Origin of the sequence: Marinobacter profundi, from assembly GCF_002744715.1 — a bacterium.
Classification (GTDB): domain Bacteria; phylum Pseudomonadota; class Gammaproteobacteria; order Pseudomonadales; family Oleiphilaceae; genus Marinobacter; species Marinobacter profundi.
This window is the reverse complement of sequence record NZ_KZ319367.1, coordinates 449,382-469,256: the sequence shown is the minus strand read 5'-3', so window position 1 is coordinate 469,256 and position 19,875 is coordinate 449,382. Positions and strand designations below refer to the sequence as shown.

The following is a 19,875-nucleotide window of genomic DNA, read 5'->3' as shown; positions in this document are numbered from 1 at the left end:
TTGGTTCGTTACCTGTCAGGGCGTAATCTGCTGAACCGCAATATACCTCTGGCTCCGCCGGGTCCGGTCCTCAACGCGTCCGACCAGCTGGCCGCAGGCCGCATCAATGTCGTCACCCCGTGTGGTCCGTATGGTGGCGATATAACCCGCCTCATTCAGCACCGCCTGGAAACGGCGGGTGGCGTTCATGCTCGGCCGCCTGAAGTCACTTTCCGGAAACGGATTGAACGGGATCAGGTTGATCTTGCAGGGCAATCCCTTGAGCAGTTGCGCGAGTTCGCGGGCATGCTCGGGCTGATCGTTCGTCCCTTCAATCACTGTGTACTCGATGGTCGCCTTGCGCTTGTCCGGCAACCGTGCCAGATAACGCCGGGTTGCAGCCAGCAACTCCGCAATCGGGTACTTTTTATTTAATGGTACCAACTGGTTACGCAATTCATCATTGGGCGCATGTAACGAAATGGCCAGTGAAACATCGGTAACTTCTCCCAGCCGGTCGAGGGCCGGAACTACACCGGAGGTGCTCAGGGTTACCCGACGCTTGGAGATACCGTAGGCAAGATCCTCCATCATCAGGTTCATGGCATCCACCACGTTGTCGAAATTGAGCAGGGGTTCACCCATACCCATCATCACCACGTTGGTGATCGGACGCTCTGCATTCGGTTCGAAGGGCATGAAGGCCTTGCGGGCAACCCAGACCTGGCCGATGATTTCCGCTGCAGTCAGGTTACGGTTGAAGCCCCGCTTGCCGGTCGAGCAAAAGGTGCAGTCCAGGCTGCAGCCAATCTGCGAAGACACACACAGGGTGCCCCGCTCGCCGTCCGGAATCAGCACGGTTTCAACGCTGTTGCCATTGTCCATGCGCATGACCCACTTGCGGGTACCGTCTTTGGAGGTTTCGTCGTACACCACCTCAGGGCCACGAACTTCAGCAATTTCCTTGAGCCGGTCCCGCAGGGCCTTGCTCATATTGGTCATTTGATCGAAGTCATCGGCACCCCGCTGGTGAATCCACTGCAACACCTGGGTTGCGCGGAAACGCTTTTCCCCCAGGGACTCAAAAAAGGCCTCAAGCTTGGCCTTGGGCATCCCCAGCAGGTTGATTTTTTCAGCGGCGGCTGTCATTTCATAACCTCAATCAAATAACCAATACGGGGCGGATCGCTCCGCCCCGTTCAGCACAATCAGCCGCGCGGGCAGATTTCGCTGTCATTGAAAAAATATGCGATTTCACGCTCTGCAGAAGCTGCAGAATCGGAACCGTGCACCGCGTTCGCGTCGATGGAAGAAGCGAAATCGGCACGGATGGTACCGGCAGCTGCTTCCTTCGGGTTGGTCGCGCCCATCAGGTCACGGTTCTTCAGAACCGCACCTTCGCCTTCCAGTACCTGAACAACAACCGGACCGGAGGTCATGAAGGCAACCAGGTCAGCAAAGAACGGACGCTCTTTGTGCTCGGCGTAAAAGCCTTCAGCCTGCTCCTGGGTCAGGTGCTGCATCTTGGCAGCGACAATGCTCAGGCCGGCTTTCTCAAAACGGCTGTAGATTTCACCGATCACATTCTTGGCTACTGCGTCGGGCTTGATGATAGAGAGCGTGCGCTCGATTGCCATGGTATTTCTCCAGATTGGTCAGGATAAAAATTCAGGAGTGGGATTATACGCAGTCCGGGGCCTACTGCCTACCGGACTGCACGCAGACGGGTCACAACATCAACCACTTGGGAGGCCGCGAAATCCACCTCCTGTTCGGTAGTGAAGCGTCCGAGGGAAAATCTCAGGGCCCGGTGGGCCTGCTCGTCACTGAGCCCTATGCCGCGCAGCACATAGGACGGCTCCAGGGTGGCAGAGGCGCAGGCTGAACCGGACGAGACCGCGATATCCCGCAGCCCCAGCATCAGCGATTCCGCTTCGACCCCGGCAAACGACAGATTCATGATGCCCGGCACCCGGTAACGATCACTGCCATTGAGAGAAACGCCATCCAGTTCTGCCAGCCCGGCGAGAAACCGGGCACGCAGCCGTTCAAGTGTCTCGATTTCAGCATCGAGATGCTCGGCAGCCACCTCGAACGCCTTGCCCATTCCGGCAATCTGATGGGTTGGCAGAGTGCCGGAGCGCATTCCCCGCTCGTGGCCACCACCGTGGATCTGGGCTTCGATACGGACTTCCGGAGCGCGCCGAACGTAGAGCGCACCCACCCCTTTGGGGCCATAGACCTTGTGGCCGGATAACGACATCAGATCAACCGGCATACGCGCCACATCCACCGGCAACTTGCCCGCGGCCTGGGCGGCATCGACGTGGAACAGCACACCCCGCTCCCGCAGCAGGTTGCCAATGGCAGCAATATCAGTGATCGTGCCCAGCTCGTTATTCACCATCATCAGGCTGACCAGCGTGGTGCGACGGGTCAGTGCGGCTTCCACCTGAGCCAACTCGATTTGCCCATCCGCTGCCGGCTGGAGCCAGGTAACTTCGCAGCCGTGGTCTTCGAGCCACTTACAGGTGTCCAGCACCGCCTTGTGCTCAATCGCCGAGGTAATGATGTGGGGGGACTGATGGCCGGCTACCGCGCCCTTGATCGCCAGGTTATCCGACTCGGTCGCGCCCGACGTCCAGACAATCTCCCGCGGATCGGCACCTATCAGGTTCGCCACCTGGCGTCGCGCCGTCTCTACCGCGGACTCCGCCTGCCAGCCGTAGCCATGGGAGCGTGATGCAGGGTTGCCGAAAACTCCATCTGCGGTAAGGTACTTCATCATCTCGTCAGCAACGACCGGATCAACGGGGGTCGTCGCTGCGTAATCCATATACACAGGCTTTTTCATAGTCTGGAGATCGTTAGCTTCAGGCCGGCGCCCGGTCAGCGAGGCGCTCGGTGTTGATTGTCTGGGATTCATCATTGCCCTGACGCAGATTCTGGCGCGCGGCGACCACCTGGATTTCGCGATTCTTCATCAGGTCCGCAAGGCTGATTTCACTCAAAAACTGGTGAATCTGATTACTCAGGTCGGACCAGAGATGGTGGGTCAGGCATTTTTCGCCGTTCTGGCAATCGCCCCTGTTACCACAACGGGTAGTATCCAGGGATTCATTGACGGCATCCACGACCTGCGAGATGAACACCTCGTCAGTCCCGCGACTCAGCCGATAACCACCGCCCGGGCCGCGCACACTGACCACCAGCTTGTGTTTGCGGAGTCGCGAAAACAGCTGCTCAAGGTAGGAAAGGGAGATTTCCTGCCGCGCCGAGATATCTGCCAGACTGACCGGACCCTGGTCACCGTGAAGGGCCAGATCAAGCATGGCCGTTACGGCATAACGGCCCTTAGTGGTCAGTCGCATATCGTAAGCCTCGGCATGGCACGGATTCTGGATTTGCGGTCCCCGAGTATGAATTGACCTAGCAAATCAGTCAAGTATTCAGCGGGGGTCGTTGCGCTCATCGCGCACACAATCAAAATCCTGCTCATCCAGCGGCGGCAACTCGCCATCCCGGTATTCACTGTTCACCTTGCGAATGGCCTTGCACATGTTCTCGATGCGGTCGTCAACTGCATGCATATGATCCAGCAGGCTGCGCATCGCACGGGCAACCGGATCGGGCATCTCTTCGGTAACCCCGTAGGCGTCAAAGCCCATCCGTTCCTCCATGTCCCGGCGCCGGGCTTCGTCAGGATCCTGCCGCTTGACAATAATCCGGCCAGGAATTCCCACCACCGTAGCGCCGGGCGGCACTTCTTTGGTGACCACCGAGTTGGATCCGATCTTGGCCCCCTCACCCACTTCGAACGGACCAAGAATCTTGGCACCTGCACCCACCACCACGTTATTGCCAATGGTCGGATGCCGCTTGCCCTTGTTCCAGGTGGTACCACCGAGAGTCACCCCCTGATACAGCGTGACGTCGTCACCAATGACGGTGGTCTCGCCAATCACCACCCCCATACCGTGGTCAATGAAGAATCGGCGGCCGATCGTCGCACCGGGGTGGATCTCGATGCCGGTAAACCAGCGCGAAATGGTCGAAACCGTGCGGGCCAGCCACTTCAGCCCGAGATTCCACAGCCAGTGCGCCAGGCGGTGCAGCAACAACGCATGCAGCCCGGGATAGTTGGTCAGAACTTCAAAGGTATTCCGTGCCGCCGGATCACGGTGAAAAACACTGCGGACATCTTCTTTCAAACGTTCAAACATGCTTGTCTTCCTGTTCCCGTGACGCCGCCGGTGACGTGGATTCACCCGCTCCGGCAGCCGGCTTTCCTGCTGCCTTCTGTACCGCCGTCAGTATGCCTCTGAGAATATTCACTTCCATTTGGTCCAGCCCGGCCCGCTGAAACAGCCTGCGCAGCCGGGTCATCAACTGGCGCGGCTTGTCACGGCGGTGAAAGTCCACATCAACCAACACCTGTTCCAGGTGCTCGAAGAAACCCTCCACGTCGCGAACCGGTGCCGGTGCAACGTCCCAGCCCTCGTCGCCCGGAGCCGTCATTGAACCGAGGTAAGGCCGCTGCTCCCCTTCTTCAAGGCTGCGCAGATAATCCATGCGCAACTCATAGCACAGCACCTGTACCGCCATCGCCAGGTTAAGGGAGCTGTAATCCGGATTCGACGGAATATGGATGTGAAAATGACATCGTTGCAGCTCCTCGTTGGTCAAACCGCTGTTCTCCCGGCCAAAAACCAGGGCAACGTCACCACCGGCTGTCGCCTCATGCGCCTTGCGGGCGGCTTCGGGTGGCGGAATCACCGGCCAGGGCACCTTGCGCCCGCGGGCACTGGTTCCCATCACCATCACGCAGTCAGCAAGCGCCTCATCCAGGCTGCTCACCACCCGCGCACCGTCCAGCACATCCGCTGCACCGGATGACCTGGCATAGGAGGTCTCATCGGGAAACGACACCGGGCTGACCAGCCAGAGGTTCGACAACCCCATGTTTTTCATGGCCCTGGCCACCGCACCAATGTTCCCGGAATGAGAGGTTTCCACAAGGACAATCCGGATCCGTGTACTCAGCAATTCGGACCCTTCCCCCGGCAGCGCAGGCTTATGCATGTTGGCATGTACTCTGTTCAGTGAATCAAGGCGACATATGATAGCAGAACCTGACAGCCCCCGGCTGCTCCGGAATACCCGAAAGCCCCATCCGTGCTATTGCGGAGGAAAAAACATACAAGGGGTTAGCGCCTTTTGATATGATACGCAACCTTCACAAACCCAGGTATTGAACAGTCAGATGCAACCAGCAATTAAAATGGCCCTGCGCGTCGCCCGCCAGGGTTCCGATTATCTGAAAGCACATTTCGAGCGTCAGGAACCCAGTGAGCGGGACGAGGCCGAACGCCGACGTCAGCTTGATCGGGTGGAACAGTCCCTGTACGACAACTTTGCCGAGCAGCTTCAGAAGGCCTACAAGGACCATGTGATTTCACCGCTGAACGACGCGGATGCGGGCGCCAACGACAAAACCTGGCATATCTTTGCCGTTCTGGGACGGGAAAACTTCCTTCGTGGCATCCCCGAGTTCGCCCTCGCCCTGGTCCAGAAGAAAGCCAATCGCACCGAGAACGTGCTGCTGGTCAACCCGATCACCGGTGAGGAATACTCGGCCAGCCGTGGCCACGGAGCCGCCCTCAACAGTCGCCGCATCCGTACCGGTACCGCGGCGCAAAAAGAGAAGGCAGCAGTTGCAAGCAACCTGCTGGACCAGGCACGCGGCTCCGACGACCCGCTGCTGTGGGGTGAAATGGCCGCTGTACTGGCACAACAATCCGGCATGTTCCGCACCAGCGGCTGCGTATCCCTGGACATTGCGCGGGTGGCCGCAGGCCAGCTCGACGCGGCGGTCATTTTCCGTCCCCAGGCCGAAGATATGACAGTTGCCGTTGCGGTTGCCCAAGAGTCCGGCGCACTGACCGGCGATTTCTCGGGCAACCCATCCAGCGGTCAGAGCCGTCAGCTGGTGGTTGCCAACCCCAAGCTGTTCAAGGAACTGCTGAAATCCCTGCATCCGTTCCGGGGCCGCCTGCCCCGCTGATCCCCGTTTCAGGATCAGCCTATACCGGTTAACACCGGCATAAAAAAGCCGCGCTCTGCATCACAGGCGCGGCTTTTTTGATGGCGATGACCAGTCCTGAATAAGGTTTACATCCGGTTCAGCCACTCTGGCGGCTGCTCTTCCTCTTCCGCCCCGGCCACACCCTCTTTCGGCGGCACGATCAGGTCTTCCCGGGTTACACCCAGGGTGATCAGCAGGTTGGCGGACACATAGATCGACGAGTAGGTACCCACAACCACACCGATGATCAGCGCGAGAGCGAAGTTGTTGATCGCCTCACCACCCAGTACATACAGGGCAATCAGCACCACCAGGGTGGTACCGGAGGTGTTGATGGTCCTTCCGATCGTCTGGTGGATGGATTCGTTGATAATATGTTCGGAATCCCCTACCCGCATCTTGCGGAAGTTTTCCCGGATACGGTCAGCCACAACAATGGTGTCGTTGAGGGAGTAGCCGATAACCGCCAGCAGTGCCGCCAGCACTGTCAGGTCAAAGGTCCACTGGAACAGGGCAAAGACGCCCAGAATGATGATGACGTCGTGGGCCAGCGGCAGCACCGAGGCGATACCGAACTTGAACTGGAACCGCATACCCACGTAAATCAGTACCACGGCCAGTGCTATCAGCAGGCCCAGGCCACTGTCTTCTTTGAGTTCATCCCCCACCTGGGAACCGACAAACTCTGAACTCACCAGCTCCAGCTTGTCCCCGCCAGCGCCCAGGGTACTGGCAATCCGGTTGGCCAGCTCATCATCATCGGCGGCGGCCAGGCGCACCAGCACCGTGGTATCCGTGCCGAAGTTCTGCACGACGAAATTGTCATAGCCGGCGTCCGCCAGGGCCGCTCTCACGTCCGGAAGCGAAGGCGCCACTTCGTACTCCAGCTCCACCGATGTGCCACCAGTGAAATCAAGGCCGTAATTAAGGCCACGAACCGCAAGCAGGGCGATGGAAGCAATTACCAGAACAACAGAAACTACGAAAGCAATCTTCCGTATTCCCATGAAATCAATAGGCTTCTTATCAACTTCAGACATTGGCGAGCTTCCCTCCGATCGACAGCTTTTCGACCTTCCGGCCGCCGTATACGAGATTGACAATACTGCGACTTACCATCAGCCCGGTGAACATGGAGGTCAGAATACCGAGACAAAGGGTAACTGCGAAGCCCTTGACCGGACCCGACCCCATGGCGAACAGGATCACCGCGACCAGCAACGTCGTAATGTTGGCATCGAAGATGGACACGAAGGCGCGCGAATAACCGGCATTGATCGCCGACTGGGGCGGCACACCCGCTCGCAGCTCTTCACGGATGCGCTCGAAGATCAACACGTTGGCATCCACCGCCATACCCACCGTCAGAACGATACCGGCAATACCCGGCAGCGTCAGGGTCGCCGACAGGATCGACATGCAGGCGATCAGCAGCATCAGGTTCAGGGTCAGGGCGACGTTGGCCACCAGACCAAATCCGCGGTAATACACCAGCATGTAGAGCAGTACCAGCGCAAAACCCAGCACAACCGACATGGTGCCGGCATTGATGTTCTTCTGCCCCAGGCTCGGACCGATAGTACGCTCCTGGACAAAGTACATGGGTGCAGCGAGCGAGCCTGCACGCAGCAGCAAGGCGAGCTCGGCCGCTTCCGGAATGGAATCCAGCCCGGTAATGCGGAAACTGCTGCCCAGCGCCGACTGAATGGTAGCCAGACTGATGATGCCCTTCTCAACCACACGATTCTCTACAGTGGTCACTTCACCATCAATCACACGCTGCTCGGTTTCAGTCTTGTACTCGATAAACAGCACCGCCATACGCCGCTTGATCGCGTTGCGGGTAGCCCGGTTCATCAGGTCACCGCCCACCGCGTCCATGGTGATGTTGACCTGGGGCTGACCGTTCTCATCAAAGGCCTGCTGGGCATTGGAAACATTGTCACCGGTCACGATGACGTCGCGTTCAAGACGGGCACTGCGACCCGGCTGGTCGCGGAAGTCGTAAGCCTCGGTAGTCGCCGCGGAGGCATCCTGGCGCGCCTCGAGGCGGAACTCCAGGTTAGCGGTTGCTCCAAGTACCCGTTTAGCCTGGGCGGTATCCTGCACACCTGGCAATTCAACGATAATGCGGTCTGCACCCTGGCGCTGCACCAGCGGCTCAGCCACCCCGAGTTCGTTAACCCGATTGCGGATGGTGGTGAGGTTCTGCTCCAGAGCGTATTCCTGGATCTGCCGGACCTCAGCCTCGGACAGCGTGAGCGTGAGCAGATAGTCATCACCCGCACGCTGCTCATCCAGCAGGAACTGATTGTACTGACGCTGGAGCAGGGTGAACGCTTCACTGCGGGAAGCCTCATCACGGAACTTGAGGACGATATTGCGGTCCCCCTCGACATCGCCACCGAGGTAGCGGATGCGCTCCTCACGCAGATCCTGCTTGACCTGGCTGGACATGGCTTCAAGGCGCTGCGCGAGCGCAGTTTCCATATCCACCTCAAGCAGGAAGTGAACACCACCACGCAGGTCGAGACCCAGCTTCATCGGGCCCGCCCCCAGGCTTCTCAGCCAGTCCGGGGTGGATGCTGCCATATTGAGGGCAACCAGATAATCGGACCCCAGCGCTTCCTGCACGACCGGCCGGGCCTTGAGCTGTGCCTCGGCATCCAGCAACCGGATAAGCGCATCACGCCCTCCGAGTTCCGCGGATTTAACCTCAATCCCGGCGGACTGGAGTGCGGATACGGCCTTGTCGAGCGTTCCCTGGCTTACATCGGTGCTGCTTCGGGCACCGGTAACCTGCACGGCATAATCGTCGGGAAACAGGTTCGGCAAGGCATAGACAAACCCGACCGCGAGGGCGATCAGGATGACCAGGTTTTTCCAGAGCGGATACTTGTTCAGCATGGGGTCCCTTTTTGACCGGCTGTCACTTTCAGCGTGGCGTTCTCAGGTCGCGAAAACGACCTGGCTCAGATGTCCTTCAGGGTGCCCTTCGGCAGCGCGGCCGCAACAGCAACTTTCTGGACCTTGATTTCCACGTTGTCGGCAACTTCGATCACGATAAAGTCATCGGTGACTTTGGTGATACGGCCGGCAACACCGCCGGAAGTCACCACTTCGTCGCCCTTGTTGAGACCGGACATCAGGTTCTTGTGCTCTTTGGCGCGCTTGGACTGCGGACGCCAGATCAGGAAGTAGAAAATCAGGATAAAGCCGGCGAAGAAGATCACCTGCCCCATCACACCCATACCCTGGGGGGCCGCATCCTGGGCCATGGCCAGGCCAGGCAGGACAGCCATCATCGCAGCGGCCAGCAGTTTCATTGTTTTCATCGGTACATCTCCGTTTTTCAGGTCACAAGTTGTTTTGGGTGGCCTTCAGGCCGCGCCCGTCAGCCGCCAAGCGGTGGTACTGTTTCGCCGCGGCGGGCATAGAAGGATTCAACAAAGTCCGACAATGTACCTGCTTCAATAGCGCCACGCAATCCGGCCATAAGGTTCTGATAGTACCGGAGGTTATGGATGGTATTGAGCTGGGCGCCGAGCATTTCACCACACTTGTCGAGGTGGTGCAGATAACTGCGGGAGAAATGCTGGCAGGTATAACAGTCACAGCGATCATCCAGCGGGCCGGTGTCGTGTCGGTTACGGGCATTGCGGATCTTGACGATGCCGGTGGAGGTAAACAGGTAGCCGTTGCGCGCATTGCGGGTGGGCATCACGCAGTCAAACATATCCACACCACGACGCACAGCCTCCACAATATCCTCCGGGCGGCCAACGCCCATCAGGTAGCGGGGACGGTCTTCCGGCATTTTCGGCGGCAGAAAGTCAAGAATCCGAATCATGTCTTCCTTGGGCTCGCCAACTGACAGGCCGCCGATGGCGTAGCCGTCGAAGCCTATACCGGTCAGCCCTTCAAGGGACCGTTCACGCAAATCGGGGTACATACCGCCCTGCACGATACCGAACAGCGCCGCAGGGTTATCACCGTGGGCCGCTTTGCTGCGCTCAGCCCAGCGCAGGGATAGCTCCATCGATTCCCGCGCCTGCTTTTCGGTGGCAGGGTACGGCGTGCATTCGTCAAAGATCATCACAATGTCAGACCCCAGGTCGCGCTGGACCCGCATTGCGATCTCGGGGTTCAGCTCGACCGGCGAACCATCCACCGGCGAACGGAAGGTGACCCCGGATTCGGTGATCTTGCGCATCTCGCCCAGGCTGAACACCTGGAAGCCGCCGGAATCCGTGAGGATCGGGCCCTGCCACTGGGTAAAGTCGTGCAGGTCGCCATGGGCCTTGACGACTTCAGTGCCCGGCCGGAGCATCAGGTGGAAGGTATTCCCAAGGATGATTTCGGCGCCTATGGCCTCGATATCCCGGGGCAACATACCCTTGACCGTGCCATAGGTGCCGACCGGCATGAACGCCGGGGTTTCCACAGTGCCACGGGGAAAGGTCAGCCGGCCACGACGAGCGCGCCCGTCTTCCCCCAGCTTCTCAAACGACATAAAACAGGATTTGCTCACTTGGATTCTCCCGGACCCATATGCCCCCTCAGGGCGCCGAGACTCGGCTCCTGACCGGTAACAAACATTGCATCGCCATAACTGAAAAAGCGGTATCGCTCTGTCACTGCCTCGGCGTAGGCTGACATCACATTCTGATAACCGGCAAACGCGCTGACCAGCATGATCAGCGTAGATTCCGGCAAATGGAAATTGGTTACCATCGCATCCACGGTCTGAAACCGGTAACCGGGACTGATAAAGATATCGGTCTCGCCACGGAAGGGCCGCAGCACTCCGCCCCGACTGGCAGATTCCAGCGAGCGCACCGAGGTGGTGCCAACCGCAACGACCCGTCCGCCCCGGGCACGAGTCCGGTTAACCGCCTCCACAGTAGCTTCCGGCACGTCCACCACTTCACTGTGCATGACATGGTCTTCGATCCGCTCCACCCGCACCGGCTGGAACGTTCCCGCGCCGACATGCAGGGTAACAAATGCCGACTCCACCCCCTGCTCCGCCAGCCGCGCCAGCATTTCCTCATCGAAGTGCAGCCCGGCCGTGGGGGCGGCAACCGCACCCGCTTCCTTGGCGTACACGGTCTGATAGCGCTCGCGGTCCGTCGACTCGTCCGGACGATCGACATAGGGGGGAAGCGGCATGTGGCCGATCGCTTCGAGCAACTCGAGGGCCCTACGCTCACCTTCGCAGCGCAGGCAGAACAGCTCCCCTTTGCGACCGTCCATCACCAGCGCCGAGCCATCCTCCAGAAGGATGCGCTGCCCGGGCTTGGGAGATTTGGAAGCACGCACATGAGCAAGCAGTTCATGTTCACCGGTCAGCCGTTCAACCAGAATCTCGACCTGGCCACCGGTTTCCTTGCGGCCGAACAGGCGCGCGGGAATAACCCGGGTATTATTGAATACCAGCAGGTCGCCGGGCTGAAGCAGGCCGGGAAGGTCCTGGAAACTGCCATGGTGGATATTGCCGGTAAGGCCATCAAGGGCCAGCAAGCGGGACGCACTGCGTTTTTCCAGCGGATAGCGGGCGATCAATTCGTCCGGCAGGTCGAAGTGGAAATCTGAGACATTCATGGGCAGGGGGATTCACTGACGCCGCCGGAACGGCCTGTAAATGGTAGCGGTGGGCGGACTCGAACCGCCACGGGTTTTACCCCAACGGATTTTGAATCCGTCGTGTCTACCAATTTCACCACACCGCCATTTGAACCTGAAACTTCACCACCCCGGCATCGGAGAGTTCGGGGATTATACTGACCTGAATAATGAAAGCAATACGAACGCACCCCGCATCCAGGCATTCAAATACCTTCCCGGCTCAGCCGGCGTCGTCCGCCGGCCAACGGGCCACAAAGGACTCCAGCTCAGGCCGTGGCACCTCGGGCTTTTCCGAGACCACTGACCCGACATAGAGAAAGCCGGCAATCGATTCGTGATCAGCCAGACCCAACCCTTCACTTACGCGCCGATCCCGGGCAATCTCGCCGGTGCGCCAGATACCGCCATATCCGGCAGATTGCAGCGCCAGCAGCAGGTAACCCATTCCCACAGCCGCAGACATCTCCTGCTCTACCTGCGGTACCTTGGGGTGCGGCCGGGGCGATACGATACCAACGATCACCATCGGGGCACGCTGTGGCATCCGCTGCAACTTCTCCCGATCCTGCGCAAGGGTGGTACTGCCCTGGTCAGCCGTTGCCGCAAACAACTTGCCGAGCGACTCAAGGCCCTTGCCCTCAATGACCAGATAGCGCCATGGCCTCAACAGCGCATGATCCGGCGCCCGTGCGGCGCAGCGAAACGCCTCCTCCAACACGTCCGGGCTGGGAGCCGGCTCCTGCAGACGGGGCTCGGAGGAACGCTTGAGGATGGCATCAATTACCGTTGTCATAGCTATCTGTCCAGATTGAGTACAGGGACCACGTGACCGCCGGGCAGACCTGCGGTTGGGAATTGTGGCGGCTGAGCTTTGCTGTTAACCTTTGGATCTGACCGAGTCTACCTTAAAACTAAAAATTATCCGGTAGAAGCACAATGACCACAGAGCGCACCTTCCGTAGTTTTTCGGAATTCTACCCGTACTACCTCGAAGAGCACAGTGATCCCGTTTGCCGCAGGCTACACTACACCGGCAGTCTGCTGGTCATTGTCATTGCGGTCTTCGCCCTGCTCACCCGCCAGTATGCATACCTCTGGCTGTTACCGGTGACAGGCTACGGTTTCGCCTGGCTGGGCCATTACGGTTTCGAGAAGAACCGCCCCGCTACATTCAAGTATCCGTTCTACAGCCTGATGGGTGACTGGGTAATGCTTAAAGACATGCTGACAGGCCGGATCCGTTTCTGATTCCATGAGTGCAACCTTGAACGTAGGCAAATCAGCAGTCATCGATGCCAGCCAACCGGTGGCCATTCCTCCGCTGCCCGATTACAGCGGACGACTTCTCGGCTACACCGCCGCAGCGGTCATGATTGGCGTCGGCATCCTTGAAAACGTCTTCGCAAACTGGATGTACTGGCTGATTGCCGGCGCCCTGGTCTGGCCTCACATCACCTACGTCCTGACCCGGAAAACCTTCCTCAACCGCGTGCAGCGGATTCGCCAGCACATGCTCCTGGTCGACTGCGCTATCGGCGGCATGTTCATCGGGCTGTTGGGGCTCGTTGCAGTACCGTCGGTATCGGTCGCCCTGATGCTGATGTTCAGCTGCCTTATTGTTGGCGGCATCAAACAATGGACTTTCGGCGTGTTGCTGATGGTCATTTCGCTGATCATCGCCATAGGAATCCAGGGGCCGGCAGAGTCCTTCCAGTCCCCCTTGCTCACCAGCATCACCGCCATGGCGGCGACCGGCCTCTACATCTGCGTGACGGCATTCTATTCCCATCAACAGGCCCGCACCCTGCTGATGGCCAAAACCCAGATCCAGAATCAGCGGGAGCAGTCCATTGCGCTGTCCCACAAGCTGTCAAAGTACCTGTCGCCACAGGTCTGGCAATCGATCTTCACTGGCGAGCGGGACGTCCGGCTGGAGACCCAGCGCAAGAAGCTGGCGATCTTCTTCTCCGACATCAAGGGCTTTACCGAGCTGTCCGAGGAGATGGAGCCGGAAGCACTGACCGAACTGCTCAACCACTACTTTGACGAAATGTCGGCGGTCGCCCTCAAATACGGCGGCACCATCGACAAATTCGTGGGCGACTCCATCATGATTTTCTTTGGTGACCCAACCACCAAGGGGCAGCGGGAAGACGCCTTCGCCTGCGTCTCCATGGCCATCGAGATGCGCAAGCACATGAAGATCATGCGCCAGAAATGGCGAAGCCAGGGCATCAAGACGCCCCTGGAAATCCGCATGGGGATCAGTACCGGCTACACCACGGTGGGCAACTTCGGTGCCGAGAACCGGATGGACTACACCATCATCGGCAAGGAAGTGAACCTGGCGAGCCGCCTGGAGTCCCTTGCGGACGCCGGAGAAATCCTGGTGTCCTACGAAACCTTCTCGCTGATCAAAGACCGCATCATGTGCCGTGACAAGGGCGAGATCACCGTGAAAGGCTTCGGCAAGCCGGTGGCGATTTATGAAGTGGTGGATTTCCGGCGGGACATGGGCCCCAACCGGAGCTTCCTGGAGCACGAGCACAGCGGTTTTGCAATGTACCTGGACTCGGACAAGGTGACCGAGAAGGAACGCCGCTCGATTCTCCAGGCCCTGGAAGAAGCTGCCGACCGGCTGCGCAACGAAGACGACCTGTAGTACTCACAGCGGCATTCGCCTGCAGCACTCCCCTGACCAACCTCGCGACTCCAGCTCTTGCGCCGCCTGATGACGCTGGCCACCCTCATTGGCGGATCAGCCGCAGGCTGGGGGCAACCCCTGCGCGGGTACTGCGCCAGGGATTGATGTCCAGTCCGCCACGGCGGGTGTAGCGGGCACAGACCGTGAGCTCCGAGGGCTGACAACGGGCCATCAGATCGGTAAACAGGGTTTCCACACAGTGCTCATGGAAGTCCTGCTTCTGGCGAAAGCCAACGATGTACTTGAGCAGCCCGCTGCGGGACAGTTCAGGGCCGGTGTATTCGACGGTGACCGTGCCCCAGTCCGGCTGACCGGTTACCGGGCAATTGCTCTTGAGCAGATGCGAACAGAGTTTTTCCGACACCACCCGGGCACCACCTTCGATCGTCAGCGCCTCCGGGCAATAGTCATAACGCACGTCCGCCACAGGCTCATCGTCAATCAGCTCGAAGCCTTCCGGCCGGCCATGGGCCACACCGGACTCATCAACACTGTGCAACGCCACAGAAACTGCCGCGCCGGCTGCGCTCGACAAGTCCCGCTCGATCAACCCCACCAGCTGCGCCGACGATGAACAGGTCATCTGGTTCAGGGAGTTCAGATAGAGTTTGAGGGATTTGGACTCAATCAGTGATGCCGAAGCCGCCGGAATGCGGATTTCCGCCCAGGCCACGGCCGGAACCCCTCCCGGGCGCAACCAGGATACTTCCCAGGCCTGCCACAGGTCTTCTCCGAACCAGGGCCAGCGGCCATCAGCGAGGCCAATGCGTCGCCGGTTATCGTCCCGGGGAACCGGGAACAGCAGCTCCGGGTTGTATTGATCGGGGTATTCGCTGGATTTGCCCAGCGGCGCTTTATCAAGAGCCATAATCAGGTCCGCAATCAGTGACGGATGCCCTTGCCCCGGGCCAGCAAACGCAGGGCAACGGCAGCAAGCAGCACGATGAACACCAGGATCATTCCCAGTGCCACATAAACATTGACGTCCGACACGCCCAGAATGCCGTAGCGGAACGCATTGACCATATACAGGATGGGGTTAACCATCGAAACACCCTGCCAGAACTCCGGCAGCAGCTGAATCGAATAAAACACCCCGCCAAGATAGGTCAGCGGAGTCAGCACAAAGGTCGGAACGATGGAAATATCATCAAACTTGGTGGCCAGCATGGCGTTGATGAAGCCACCTATGGCAAACAGCGCCGACGTCAGGAACACCGTGACCACTACCACACCGAGGTGATGGATCTCCAGGCGGGTGAAGGCCAGGGACAGCAGTGTGACGATAACGCCGATGCCCAGGCCTCGGGCCATGCCGCCGGTGACATAGCCGGCCAGAATCACCCAATTGGGAATTGGCGACACCAGCAGCTCCTCGATGCTGCGCTGGAACTTCATCGAGAAGAACGACGACACCACGTTGGCGTAGGAGCTGGTGATCACCGACATCATGATCAGCCCCGGCACAATGAACGACATATAATCGAAGCCGCCCATCTGCCCGATACGGGAACCGATCAGGTTACCGAAAATAATAAAGTAGAGTGTCATGGTCACCGCCGGCGGCAGCAGTGTCTGCGGCCAGATTCGCGTAAAACGGCGAATTTCCCGGATGACAATGGTGTTGAAGGCGGTCAGGATCGCGGACGTTTTCATGCGCTGGCCCCCTTAGCGCCGGCCGCAGCGCTCTTGTTAGCCACCGCGTTTTCTTCCACCATGCGGATAAACAACTCCTCAAGCCGGTTGGCCTTGGTTCTCATACTCACCACCCGGATGCCAAGACCCTCAAGTTCGATAAAGACCCGATTCAGGCTCTGTCCCTTTTCCACGTCCACTTCCAGCGCACCCTCGTCATCCAGCCGGGTGACAAAACCGTCCAGCCCGGGAGCCCCCTCAAGAGGCTCTGCAGTGTCAAGCACGAAGGTTTCCACATGCAACTGCTGCAGCAATTCCCGTTTGCTGGTATTCCGCAGGATCAGGCCGTGGTCGATGATCGCAATATTGCGACACAGGGCCTCAGCCTCCTCCAGGTAGTGGGTGGTGAGGATAATGGTGGTGCCCTCACGATTGATCTCTTCCAGGAATGCCCACATCGAGCGCCGCAGCTCGATATCCACACCTGCGGTCGGTTCGTCCAGGATCAGCAAACGGGGTTCATGAACCAGCGCGCGGGCAATCATCAGCCTTCGCTTCATGCCGCCGGAAAGCATCCGCGCCGGCGTGTCCCGCTTGTCCCATAGGCCCAGTTTGCGGAGATACTTCTCCGCGGAAACCCGGGCCTGGCGCAGCGGAATCCCGTAATAGCCGGCCTGGGTGGTGACGATGTCGAAGACCTTTTCAAACTGGTTGAAGTTGAACTCCTGGGGGACCACACCGAGGTTCACCTTGGCGGCAGAGAGGTCGGTGTCAATGTCGTGGCCGAACACCTTTACGGTACCCGCACTCTTGTTTACCAGGGAGCAGACGATGCCCAGCGTGGTGGACTTGCCGGCGCCATTCGGTCCCAGGAGCGCAAAGAAGTCCCCTTCCCTGACTGTCAGGTCGATACCTTTGAGGGCCTGAAACCCGTCACCGTAGGTCTTGGTCAGACCTGCAATCTCCAATGCGTTGGACATAGCGATTCCTGCAAAGCATCACACCCGGCCGATGCGGCCAGGCGCGATAGATACATCAGTTGAATAAAGCGTAGAGCGTTATAAGGTTGTGCCGGATTCGCCTTTTTCAAGGGCCAAGGCATCCCGGGCGCTACGACCCGGCAGACCACCCCCCGCAAATCACCAAACTGCGACCGGTATCCCGATATGGCGGCATCCCCAAACCTATAATGCGGTTACAACAATTTACAAATTCAGCCCGGGCAGCGCAGTCCGAGGCGACCAACCGGGGATGGTACACCGCAGCATGAAATTCGCTCAGCTCATCTTGTTATCCGCCATTATTCCGCTGTCCGGATGCCTCGACTCCGGCAATTCTGGCACCAATGATGCCAGCGTTGGCCTGGTCACCCCTTCCGGCATCAGCGGCCTCAGCTATACGACGGCCAGCCAGCAAGGTACCACAACCGCAGACGGCAGCTATCGGTATTATCCCGGTGAGCAGCTCCGGCTGATGGCCGGCGACCTGGTTATTGCCGACGGCATTCCCGCCCGCGACGTGATCACGCCACTGGAGTTCATTGAAACCGTACGCTCCCGCCTGGGCACCCCCGGTATCGATGACGAAGGCCTGCTGACCCACCGAATCACAGAGCAGGATCTGCTGAACAACGTCCCCCTGATGAACATGACCCGGTTCCTGCTCTCACTGAACTGGGAAGATAATACCCGGGATGGCCGTGGCATCGAAGTACGCCAGCGGGTTATCGACCAGCTCAACGCCCGCCTGCCATACCTGAGTAGTCCCGTGGATTTCATGGCCGGCGAGACCACCTTTACCGCGGAAGGCGACACCCCCTCCCCGGCAAACCAGCTGCTGGCAGGAATCTGCTTCTACCCGGAGGACCACCGGTTGTGTGGCGAACCACCCAGCCAGGAGGAAATTGACCTGGCCCCGATCAAGCCTGCCGAGGACGCCCTGCGAGACCCCGACATCCTGTACCAGGACGACCTGCAGAATCTTCGCGACCAGATCCTGGCTGCCCGACGCACAGTTGGCGAAGTCAGCCAGCAGGATGCCCGCGAGTATCTGGCCCGGGAGCTCGACCTCGCCACCACGGGCCTTGCCAACCGCTATTATCTGGACGTGCACACTGCCAGCCACCCCGCCACCGACACAGCCATCAAGACGTTCAACATCCGGGCAATTGGCGGCACCCCTGAGCTGGAGGGGCTTGAAGCCATCAGTACGCGACCGCTGGACGTCCAGGTTCATGCCTGGGACCGCCAGTCGGCAACTGTCGATTATTTCGTTGCGGGGGCACCCGGAGCCGAATCGGAAATCCTCGTTAATTTTCGTCCGGCGGGCAGCTATCGGTGGGTAAGAAAATCACTGCGGGTTCTGGTTCGCTGACCGGAACCCGCGCAGAGTGGCCGGCGGTCAGGCGCCGACCAGCTTGGACAGACTCCAGCGCGACTCTGCACCAGTCACGTCGTAACGCTCCGGATCCAGATCCACCTCACCACTGGGCAGACAACCATTAATGTGGAGCGCTTCCTCGGGGGCACGGCCCTCATTGTAGCTGGCGAGGTTGATAATGGTGGCGGTCTTCAGCGGGCGATGCTGCTGATCGGTCATTACCATCACTTTCGGCCACAACCGGCGCTTCGGTGAGTGGGACACAATCACGCCACGCTGGCCATCGTTGAGTTCAACCAGCGTGCCGGTGGGATAGATACCGATCGCCTGGATAAAGTTCTCCACCAGATCTTCCTGGAACTCGATGTTGCGCATGTCGAACAGCCGTCCCACCGCCTGTGCCGGGGTCAGCGGCACCATGCCCTCGCGGGGCTCGATCATGGTTTCATAACACTCCACCAGGCCGGCGATGCGAGCCAGTAACGGGATCCGGTCGCCACGGATCTTCTGCGGGAAACCGGTTCCGTTATGGCGTTCACGGTGATTCTGGACAATGCCCAGCACCACCCGCGATATGCCACTGCCTTCGAGAAGCGCAACGCCCCGGTCGACGTAGGACTGGTAGAGCGCATAGTCTTCCGCAACGAGCGTCTGCTCGTTACGCAGCAATTCTTCTGGCAACTGGGCCTTACCGATGTGGGCCAGCATACAGCCCATCCCGAGGTGATTCAGCAACCCCTCGTTCAGGCCCAGGTGGCGACCGCACACCAGCCCCCACACTGCGGAGTTGAGCGCGTGCCAGTAGGTGTAGTTATCGTGTTTACGGGTGCGGGCAAGCCACAACATGGCGTCCTGATTGCGGATCACACTGGCCGTCATCAGGCGGACAACGCCGATCAGCGGCTGGACGTCCGGAATATGACCGGCACGTACACTGGCCAGCACGCCTTCCAGGGCCACCTCGGCATCACGGATCAGTGGCGCGGCCGACTTGAGTTCTTTCTTCAGGGTGGTTTCGGTCTGATAACTGACCGGCTCTTTGATATGCAAAGGCGGCAACTGCACCACTTCGGCATCCTGACGCCGGGATGGCCGGCGCGTGAATGCTGCCAGCTTGCTGTGCTCAAACGAGGAGGTGTCGCGGGTTTCGGCAACATCAATCTTTACCCATTTACAATGGGAGCTGACCGCCCGGACGTCGTCCTGGGTGCGAATATAGAAACCCTGAATAGGAAACGGAGTCTGATGCCAGGGCCTGTCCAGATCCGACACAAACATGCCGATCTCCAGATCCTGCGAAGCCACTTTCTTCTGTTGGACACCCATGAAACACCTCAAAAATCCTATTACGAGATATTGCCTATTGTGCCCGAGCCCCGGCCAGTGTCCATTACATTTTTGCAGCGCAAAGTAACCCGAATGCTACGTTATGTTACTGAAAGGTTGCGAAGGCAATCTTTTGTAC

At 59.1% G+C, this 19,875-nt stretch carries 20 protein-coding genes and 1 tRNA gene; 4 read left to right on the top strand and 17 right to left on the bottom strand.

The annotated features are described in order from the left end of the window. Window positions 1-15 precede the first annotated feature (15 nt). From rlmN to trmJ, 6 genes are all read right to left on the bottom strand, one after another. Window positions 16-1,128, bottom strand: a complete 1,113-nt coding sequence (gene rlmN, locus CLH61_RS02100; RefSeq protein ID WP_099613042.1) for a dual-specificity RNA methyltransferase RlmN — start codon at window positions 1,126-1,128, stop codon at window positions 16-18. A gap of 59 nt (window positions 1,129-1,187) precedes the next feature. Then, window positions 1,188-1,616, bottom strand: a complete 429-nt coding sequence (gene ndk, locus CLH61_RS02095; RefSeq protein ID WP_099613041.1) for a nucleoside-diphosphate kinase — start codon at window positions 1,614-1,616, stop codon at window positions 1,188-1,190. Between the two features lie 68 nt (window positions 1,617-1,684). Continuing rightward, on the bottom strand, window positions 1,685-2,833 hold the full coding sequence (locus CLH61_RS02090) for an IscS subfamily cysteine desulfurase (protein ID WP_099613040.1): 1,149 nt from the start codon (window positions 2,831-2,833) through the stop codon (window positions 1,685-1,687). A gap of 19 nt (window positions 2,834-2,852) precedes the next feature. After that, window positions 2,853-3,350 carry a Fe-S cluster assembly transcriptional regulator IscR gene (iscR, locus tag CLH61_RS02085; RefSeq protein ID WP_099613039.1) on the bottom strand — a complete coding sequence of 166 codons (498 nt, stop codon included), beginning with the start codon at window positions 3,348-3,350 and terminating at the stop codon, window positions 2,853-2,855. Window positions 3,351-3,428: 78 nt separating this feature from the next. Further along, window positions 3,429-4,202, bottom strand: a complete 774-nt coding sequence (gene cysE, locus CLH61_RS02080) for a serine O-acetyltransferase (protein WP_099613038.1) — start codon at window positions 4,200-4,202, stop codon at window positions 3,429-3,431. Continuing rightward, on the bottom strand, window positions 4,195-5,061 hold the full coding sequence (trmJ, locus tag CLH61_RS02075; protein ID WP_099613037.1) for a tRNA (cytosine(32)/uridine(32)-2'-O)-methyltransferase TrmJ: 867 nt from the start codon (window positions 5,059-5,061) through the stop codon (window positions 4,195-4,197). Before trmJ ends, cysE begins: the two co-directional genes overlap by 8 nt. Window positions 5,062-5,242: 181 nt before the next feature. Between trmJ and CLH61_RS02070 the strand changes: the two genes are divergently transcribed. Continuing rightward, on the top strand, window positions 5,243-6,043 hold the full coding sequence (locus CLH61_RS02070) for an inositol monophosphatase family protein (RefSeq protein ID WP_099613036.1): 801 nt from the start codon (window positions 5,243-5,245) through the stop codon (window positions 6,041-6,043). A 107-nt stretch (window positions 6,044-6,150) separates the two neighbouring features. Here the strand turns inward: CLH61_RS02070 and secF are convergent, their stop codons facing one another. The 7 genes from secF to CLH61_RS02035 all read right to left on the bottom strand — a co-directional run bounded on the left by secF (window position 6,151) and on the right by CLH61_RS02035 (window position 12,485). Continuing rightward, complete coding sequence (gene secF / locus CLH61_RS02065) at window positions 6,151-7,104, bottom strand: protein translocase subunit SecF (RefSeq protein ID WP_099613035.1); 954 nt, start codon at window positions 7,102-7,104, stop codon at window positions 6,151-6,153. Beyond that, window positions 7,097-8,971 carry a protein translocase subunit SecD gene (gene secD / locus CLH61_RS02060; RefSeq protein ID WP_099613034.1) on the bottom strand — a complete coding sequence of 625 codons (1,875 nt, stop codon included), beginning with the start codon at window positions 8,969-8,971 and terminating at the stop codon, window positions 7,097-7,099. The genes secF and secD overlap by 8 nt, the downstream gene beginning before the upstream one ends. 65 nt (window positions 8,972-9,036) lie before the next feature. Beyond that, the gene (gene yajC, locus CLH61_RS02055; protein ID WP_099613033.1) at window positions 9,037-9,399 is read right to left on the bottom strand and encodes a preprotein translocase subunit YajC; all 363 of its coding nucleotides are present in this window, start codon (window positions 9,397-9,399) and stop codon (window positions 9,037-9,039) included. A gap of 59 nt (window positions 9,400-9,458) precedes the next feature. Beyond that, the gene (gene tgt / locus CLH61_RS02050; RefSeq protein ID WP_099613223.1) at window positions 9,459-10,577 is read right to left on the bottom strand and encodes a tRNA guanosine(34) transglycosylase Tgt; all 1,119 of its coding nucleotides are present in this window, start codon (window positions 10,575-10,577) and stop codon (window positions 9,459-9,461) included. 14 nt (window positions 10,578-10,591) lie between these two features. Further along, window positions 10,592-11,668 (bottom strand): tRNA preQ1(34) S-adenosylmethionine ribosyltransferase-isomerase QueA, encoded by a 1,077-nt coding sequence (gene queA, locus CLH61_RS02045; RefSeq protein ID WP_099613032.1) that lies wholly within the window; start codon window positions 11,666-11,668, stop codon window positions 10,592-10,594. A 41-nt stretch (window positions 11,669-11,709) separates the two neighbouring features. Beyond that, a tRNA-Leu gene (locus CLH61_RS02040) sits at window positions 11,710-11,796 on the bottom strand. Between the two features lie 116 nt (window positions 11,797-11,912). Then, entirely contained in the window at window positions 11,913-12,485 is a 573-nt protein-coding gene (locus CLH61_RS02035) for a nitroreductase family protein (RefSeq protein WP_099613031.1), read from the bottom strand. Between the two features lie 143 nt (window positions 12,486-12,628). On the opposite strand from CLH61_RS02035, the gene CLH61_RS02030 reads away from it, so the two are divergent. Further along, window positions 12,629-12,940 carry an Mpo1-like protein gene (locus tag CLH61_RS02030; protein WP_099613030.1) on the top strand — a complete coding sequence of 104 codons (312 nt, stop codon included), beginning with the start codon at window positions 12,629-12,631 and terminating at the stop codon, window positions 12,938-12,940. A gap of 4 nt (window positions 12,941-12,944) precedes the next feature. After that, window positions 12,945-14,354, top strand: coding sequence for an adenylate/guanylate cyclase domain-containing protein (locus CLH61_RS02025; RefSeq protein ID WP_099613029.1), 1,410 nt, complete (start codon window positions 12,945-12,947; stop codon window positions 14,352-14,354). 85 nt (window positions 14,355-14,439) lie between these two features. Here the strand turns inward: CLH61_RS02025 and queF are convergent, their stop codons facing one another. From queF to CLH61_RS02010, 3 genes are read right to left on the bottom strand one after another with little or no spacing between them, the layout of a single operon-like run. Next, on the bottom strand, window positions 14,440-15,264 hold the full coding sequence (gene queF, locus CLH61_RS02020) for an NADPH-dependent 7-cyano-7-deazaguanine reductase QueF (RefSeq protein ID WP_099613028.1): 825 nt from the start codon (window positions 15,262-15,264) through the stop codon (window positions 14,440-14,442). A 14-nt stretch (window positions 15,265-15,278) separates the two neighbouring features. After that, on the bottom strand, window positions 15,279-16,052 hold the full coding sequence (locus tag CLH61_RS02015; RefSeq protein ID WP_099613027.1) for an ABC transporter permease: 774 nt from the start codon (window positions 16,050-16,052) through the stop codon (window positions 15,279-15,281). Continuing rightward, window positions 16,049-17,011 (bottom strand): ABC transporter ATP-binding protein, encoded by a 963-nt coding sequence (locus CLH61_RS02010; protein WP_099613026.1) that lies wholly within the window; start codon window positions 17,009-17,011, stop codon window positions 16,049-16,051. Before CLH61_RS02010 ends, CLH61_RS02015 begins: the two co-directional genes overlap by 4 nt. A gap of 286 nt (window positions 17,012-17,297) precedes the next feature. Here CLH61_RS02010 and CLH61_RS02005 point away from each other — a divergent pair, with 286 nt between their 5' ends. After that, window positions 17,298-18,404 (top strand): organic solvent ABC transporter permease, encoded by a 1,107-nt coding sequence (locus tag CLH61_RS02005; protein ID WP_099613222.1) that lies wholly within the window; start codon window positions 17,298-17,300, stop codon window positions 18,402-18,404. A gap of 27 nt (window positions 18,405-18,431) precedes the next feature. Here CLH61_RS02005 and CLH61_RS02000 read toward each other — a convergent pair whose 3' ends face one another. Beyond that, the gene (locus CLH61_RS02000; RefSeq protein ID WP_099613025.1) at window positions 18,432-19,736 is read right to left on the bottom strand and encodes a cyclic di-GMP phosphodiesterase; all 1,305 of its coding nucleotides are present in this window, start codon (window positions 19,734-19,736) and stop codon (window positions 18,432-18,434) included. Window positions 19,737-19,875: the final 139 nt, after the last annotated feature.

Bases quoted from the DNA above. Each gene is read 5' to 3' on its own strand.
- yajC (WP_099613033.1), bottom strand. From the start codon at position 9,399: ATGAAAACAATGAAACTGCTGGCCGCTGCGATGATGGCTGTCCTGCCT.
- CLH61_RS02000 (WP_099613025.1), bottom strand. From the start codon at position 19,736: ATGGGTGTCCAACAGAAGAAAGTGGCTTCGCAGGATCTGGAGATCGGC.
- queF (WP_099613028.1), bottom strand. From the start codon at position 15,264: ATGGCTCTTGATAAAGCGCCGCTGGGCAAATCCAGCGAATACCCCGAT.
- queA (WP_099613032.1), bottom strand. From the start codon at position 11,668: ATGAATGTCTCAGATTTCCACTTCGACCTGCCGGACGAATTGATCGCC.
- CLH61_RS02035 (WP_099613031.1), bottom strand. From the start codon at position 12,485: ATGACAACGGTAATTGATGCCATCCTCAAGCGTTCCTCCGAGCCCCGT.
- rlmN (WP_099613042.1), bottom strand. From the start codon at position 1,128: ATGACAGCCGCCGCTGAAAAAATCAACCTGCTGGGGATGCCCAAGGCC.
- CLH61_RS02090 (WP_099613040.1), bottom strand. From the start codon at position 2,833: ATGAAAAAGCCTGTGTATATGGATTACGCAGCGACGACCCCCGTTGAT.
- tgt (WP_099613223.1), bottom strand. From the start codon at position 10,577: ATGTCGTTTGAGAAGCTGGGGGAAGACGGGCGCGCTCGTCGTGGCCGG.
- CLH61_RS02030 (WP_099613030.1), top strand. From the start codon at position 12,629: ATGACCACAGAGCGCACCTTCCGTAGTTTTTCGGAATTCTACCCGTAC.
- CLH61_RS02070 (WP_099613036.1), top strand. From the start codon at position 5,243: ATGCAACCAGCAATTAAAATGGCCCTGCGCGTCGCCCGCCAGGGTTCC.
- cysE (WP_099613038.1), bottom strand. From the start codon at position 4,202: ATGTTTGAACGTTTGAAAGAAGATGTCCGCAGTGTTTTTCACCGTGAT.
- ndk (WP_099613041.1), bottom strand. From the start codon at position 1,616: ATGGCAATCGAGCGCACGCTCTCTATCATCAAGCCCGACGCAGTAGCC.
- iscR (WP_099613039.1), bottom strand. From the start codon at position 3,350: ATGCGACTGACCACTAAGGGCCGTTATGCCGTAACGGCCATGCTTGAT.
- trmJ (WP_099613037.1), bottom strand. From the start codon at position 5,061: ATGCATAAGCCTGCGCTGCCGGGGGAAGGGTCCGAATTGCTGAGTACA.
- secF (WP_099613035.1), bottom strand. From the start codon at position 7,104: ATGTCTGAAGTTGATAAGAAGCCTATTGATTTCATGGGAATACGGAAG.
- CLH61_RS02010 (WP_099613026.1), bottom strand. From the start codon at position 17,011: ATGTCCAACGCATTGGAGATTGCAGGTCTGACCAAGACCTACGGTGAC.
- CLH61_RS02015 (WP_099613027.1), bottom strand. From the start codon at position 16,052: ATGAAAACGTCCGCGATCCTGACCGCCTTCAACACCATTGTCATCCGG.
- CLH61_RS02025 (WP_099613029.1), top strand. From the start codon at position 12,945: ATGAGTGCAACCTTGAACGTAGGCAAATCAGCAGTCATCGATGCCAGC.
- CLH61_RS02005 (WP_099613222.1), top strand. From the start codon at position 17,298: ATGAAATTCGCTCAGCTCATCTTGTTATCCGCCATTATTCCGCTGTCC.
- secD (WP_099613034.1), bottom strand. From the start codon at position 8,971: ATGCTGAACAAGTATCCGCTCTGGAAAAACCTGGTCATCCTGATCGCC.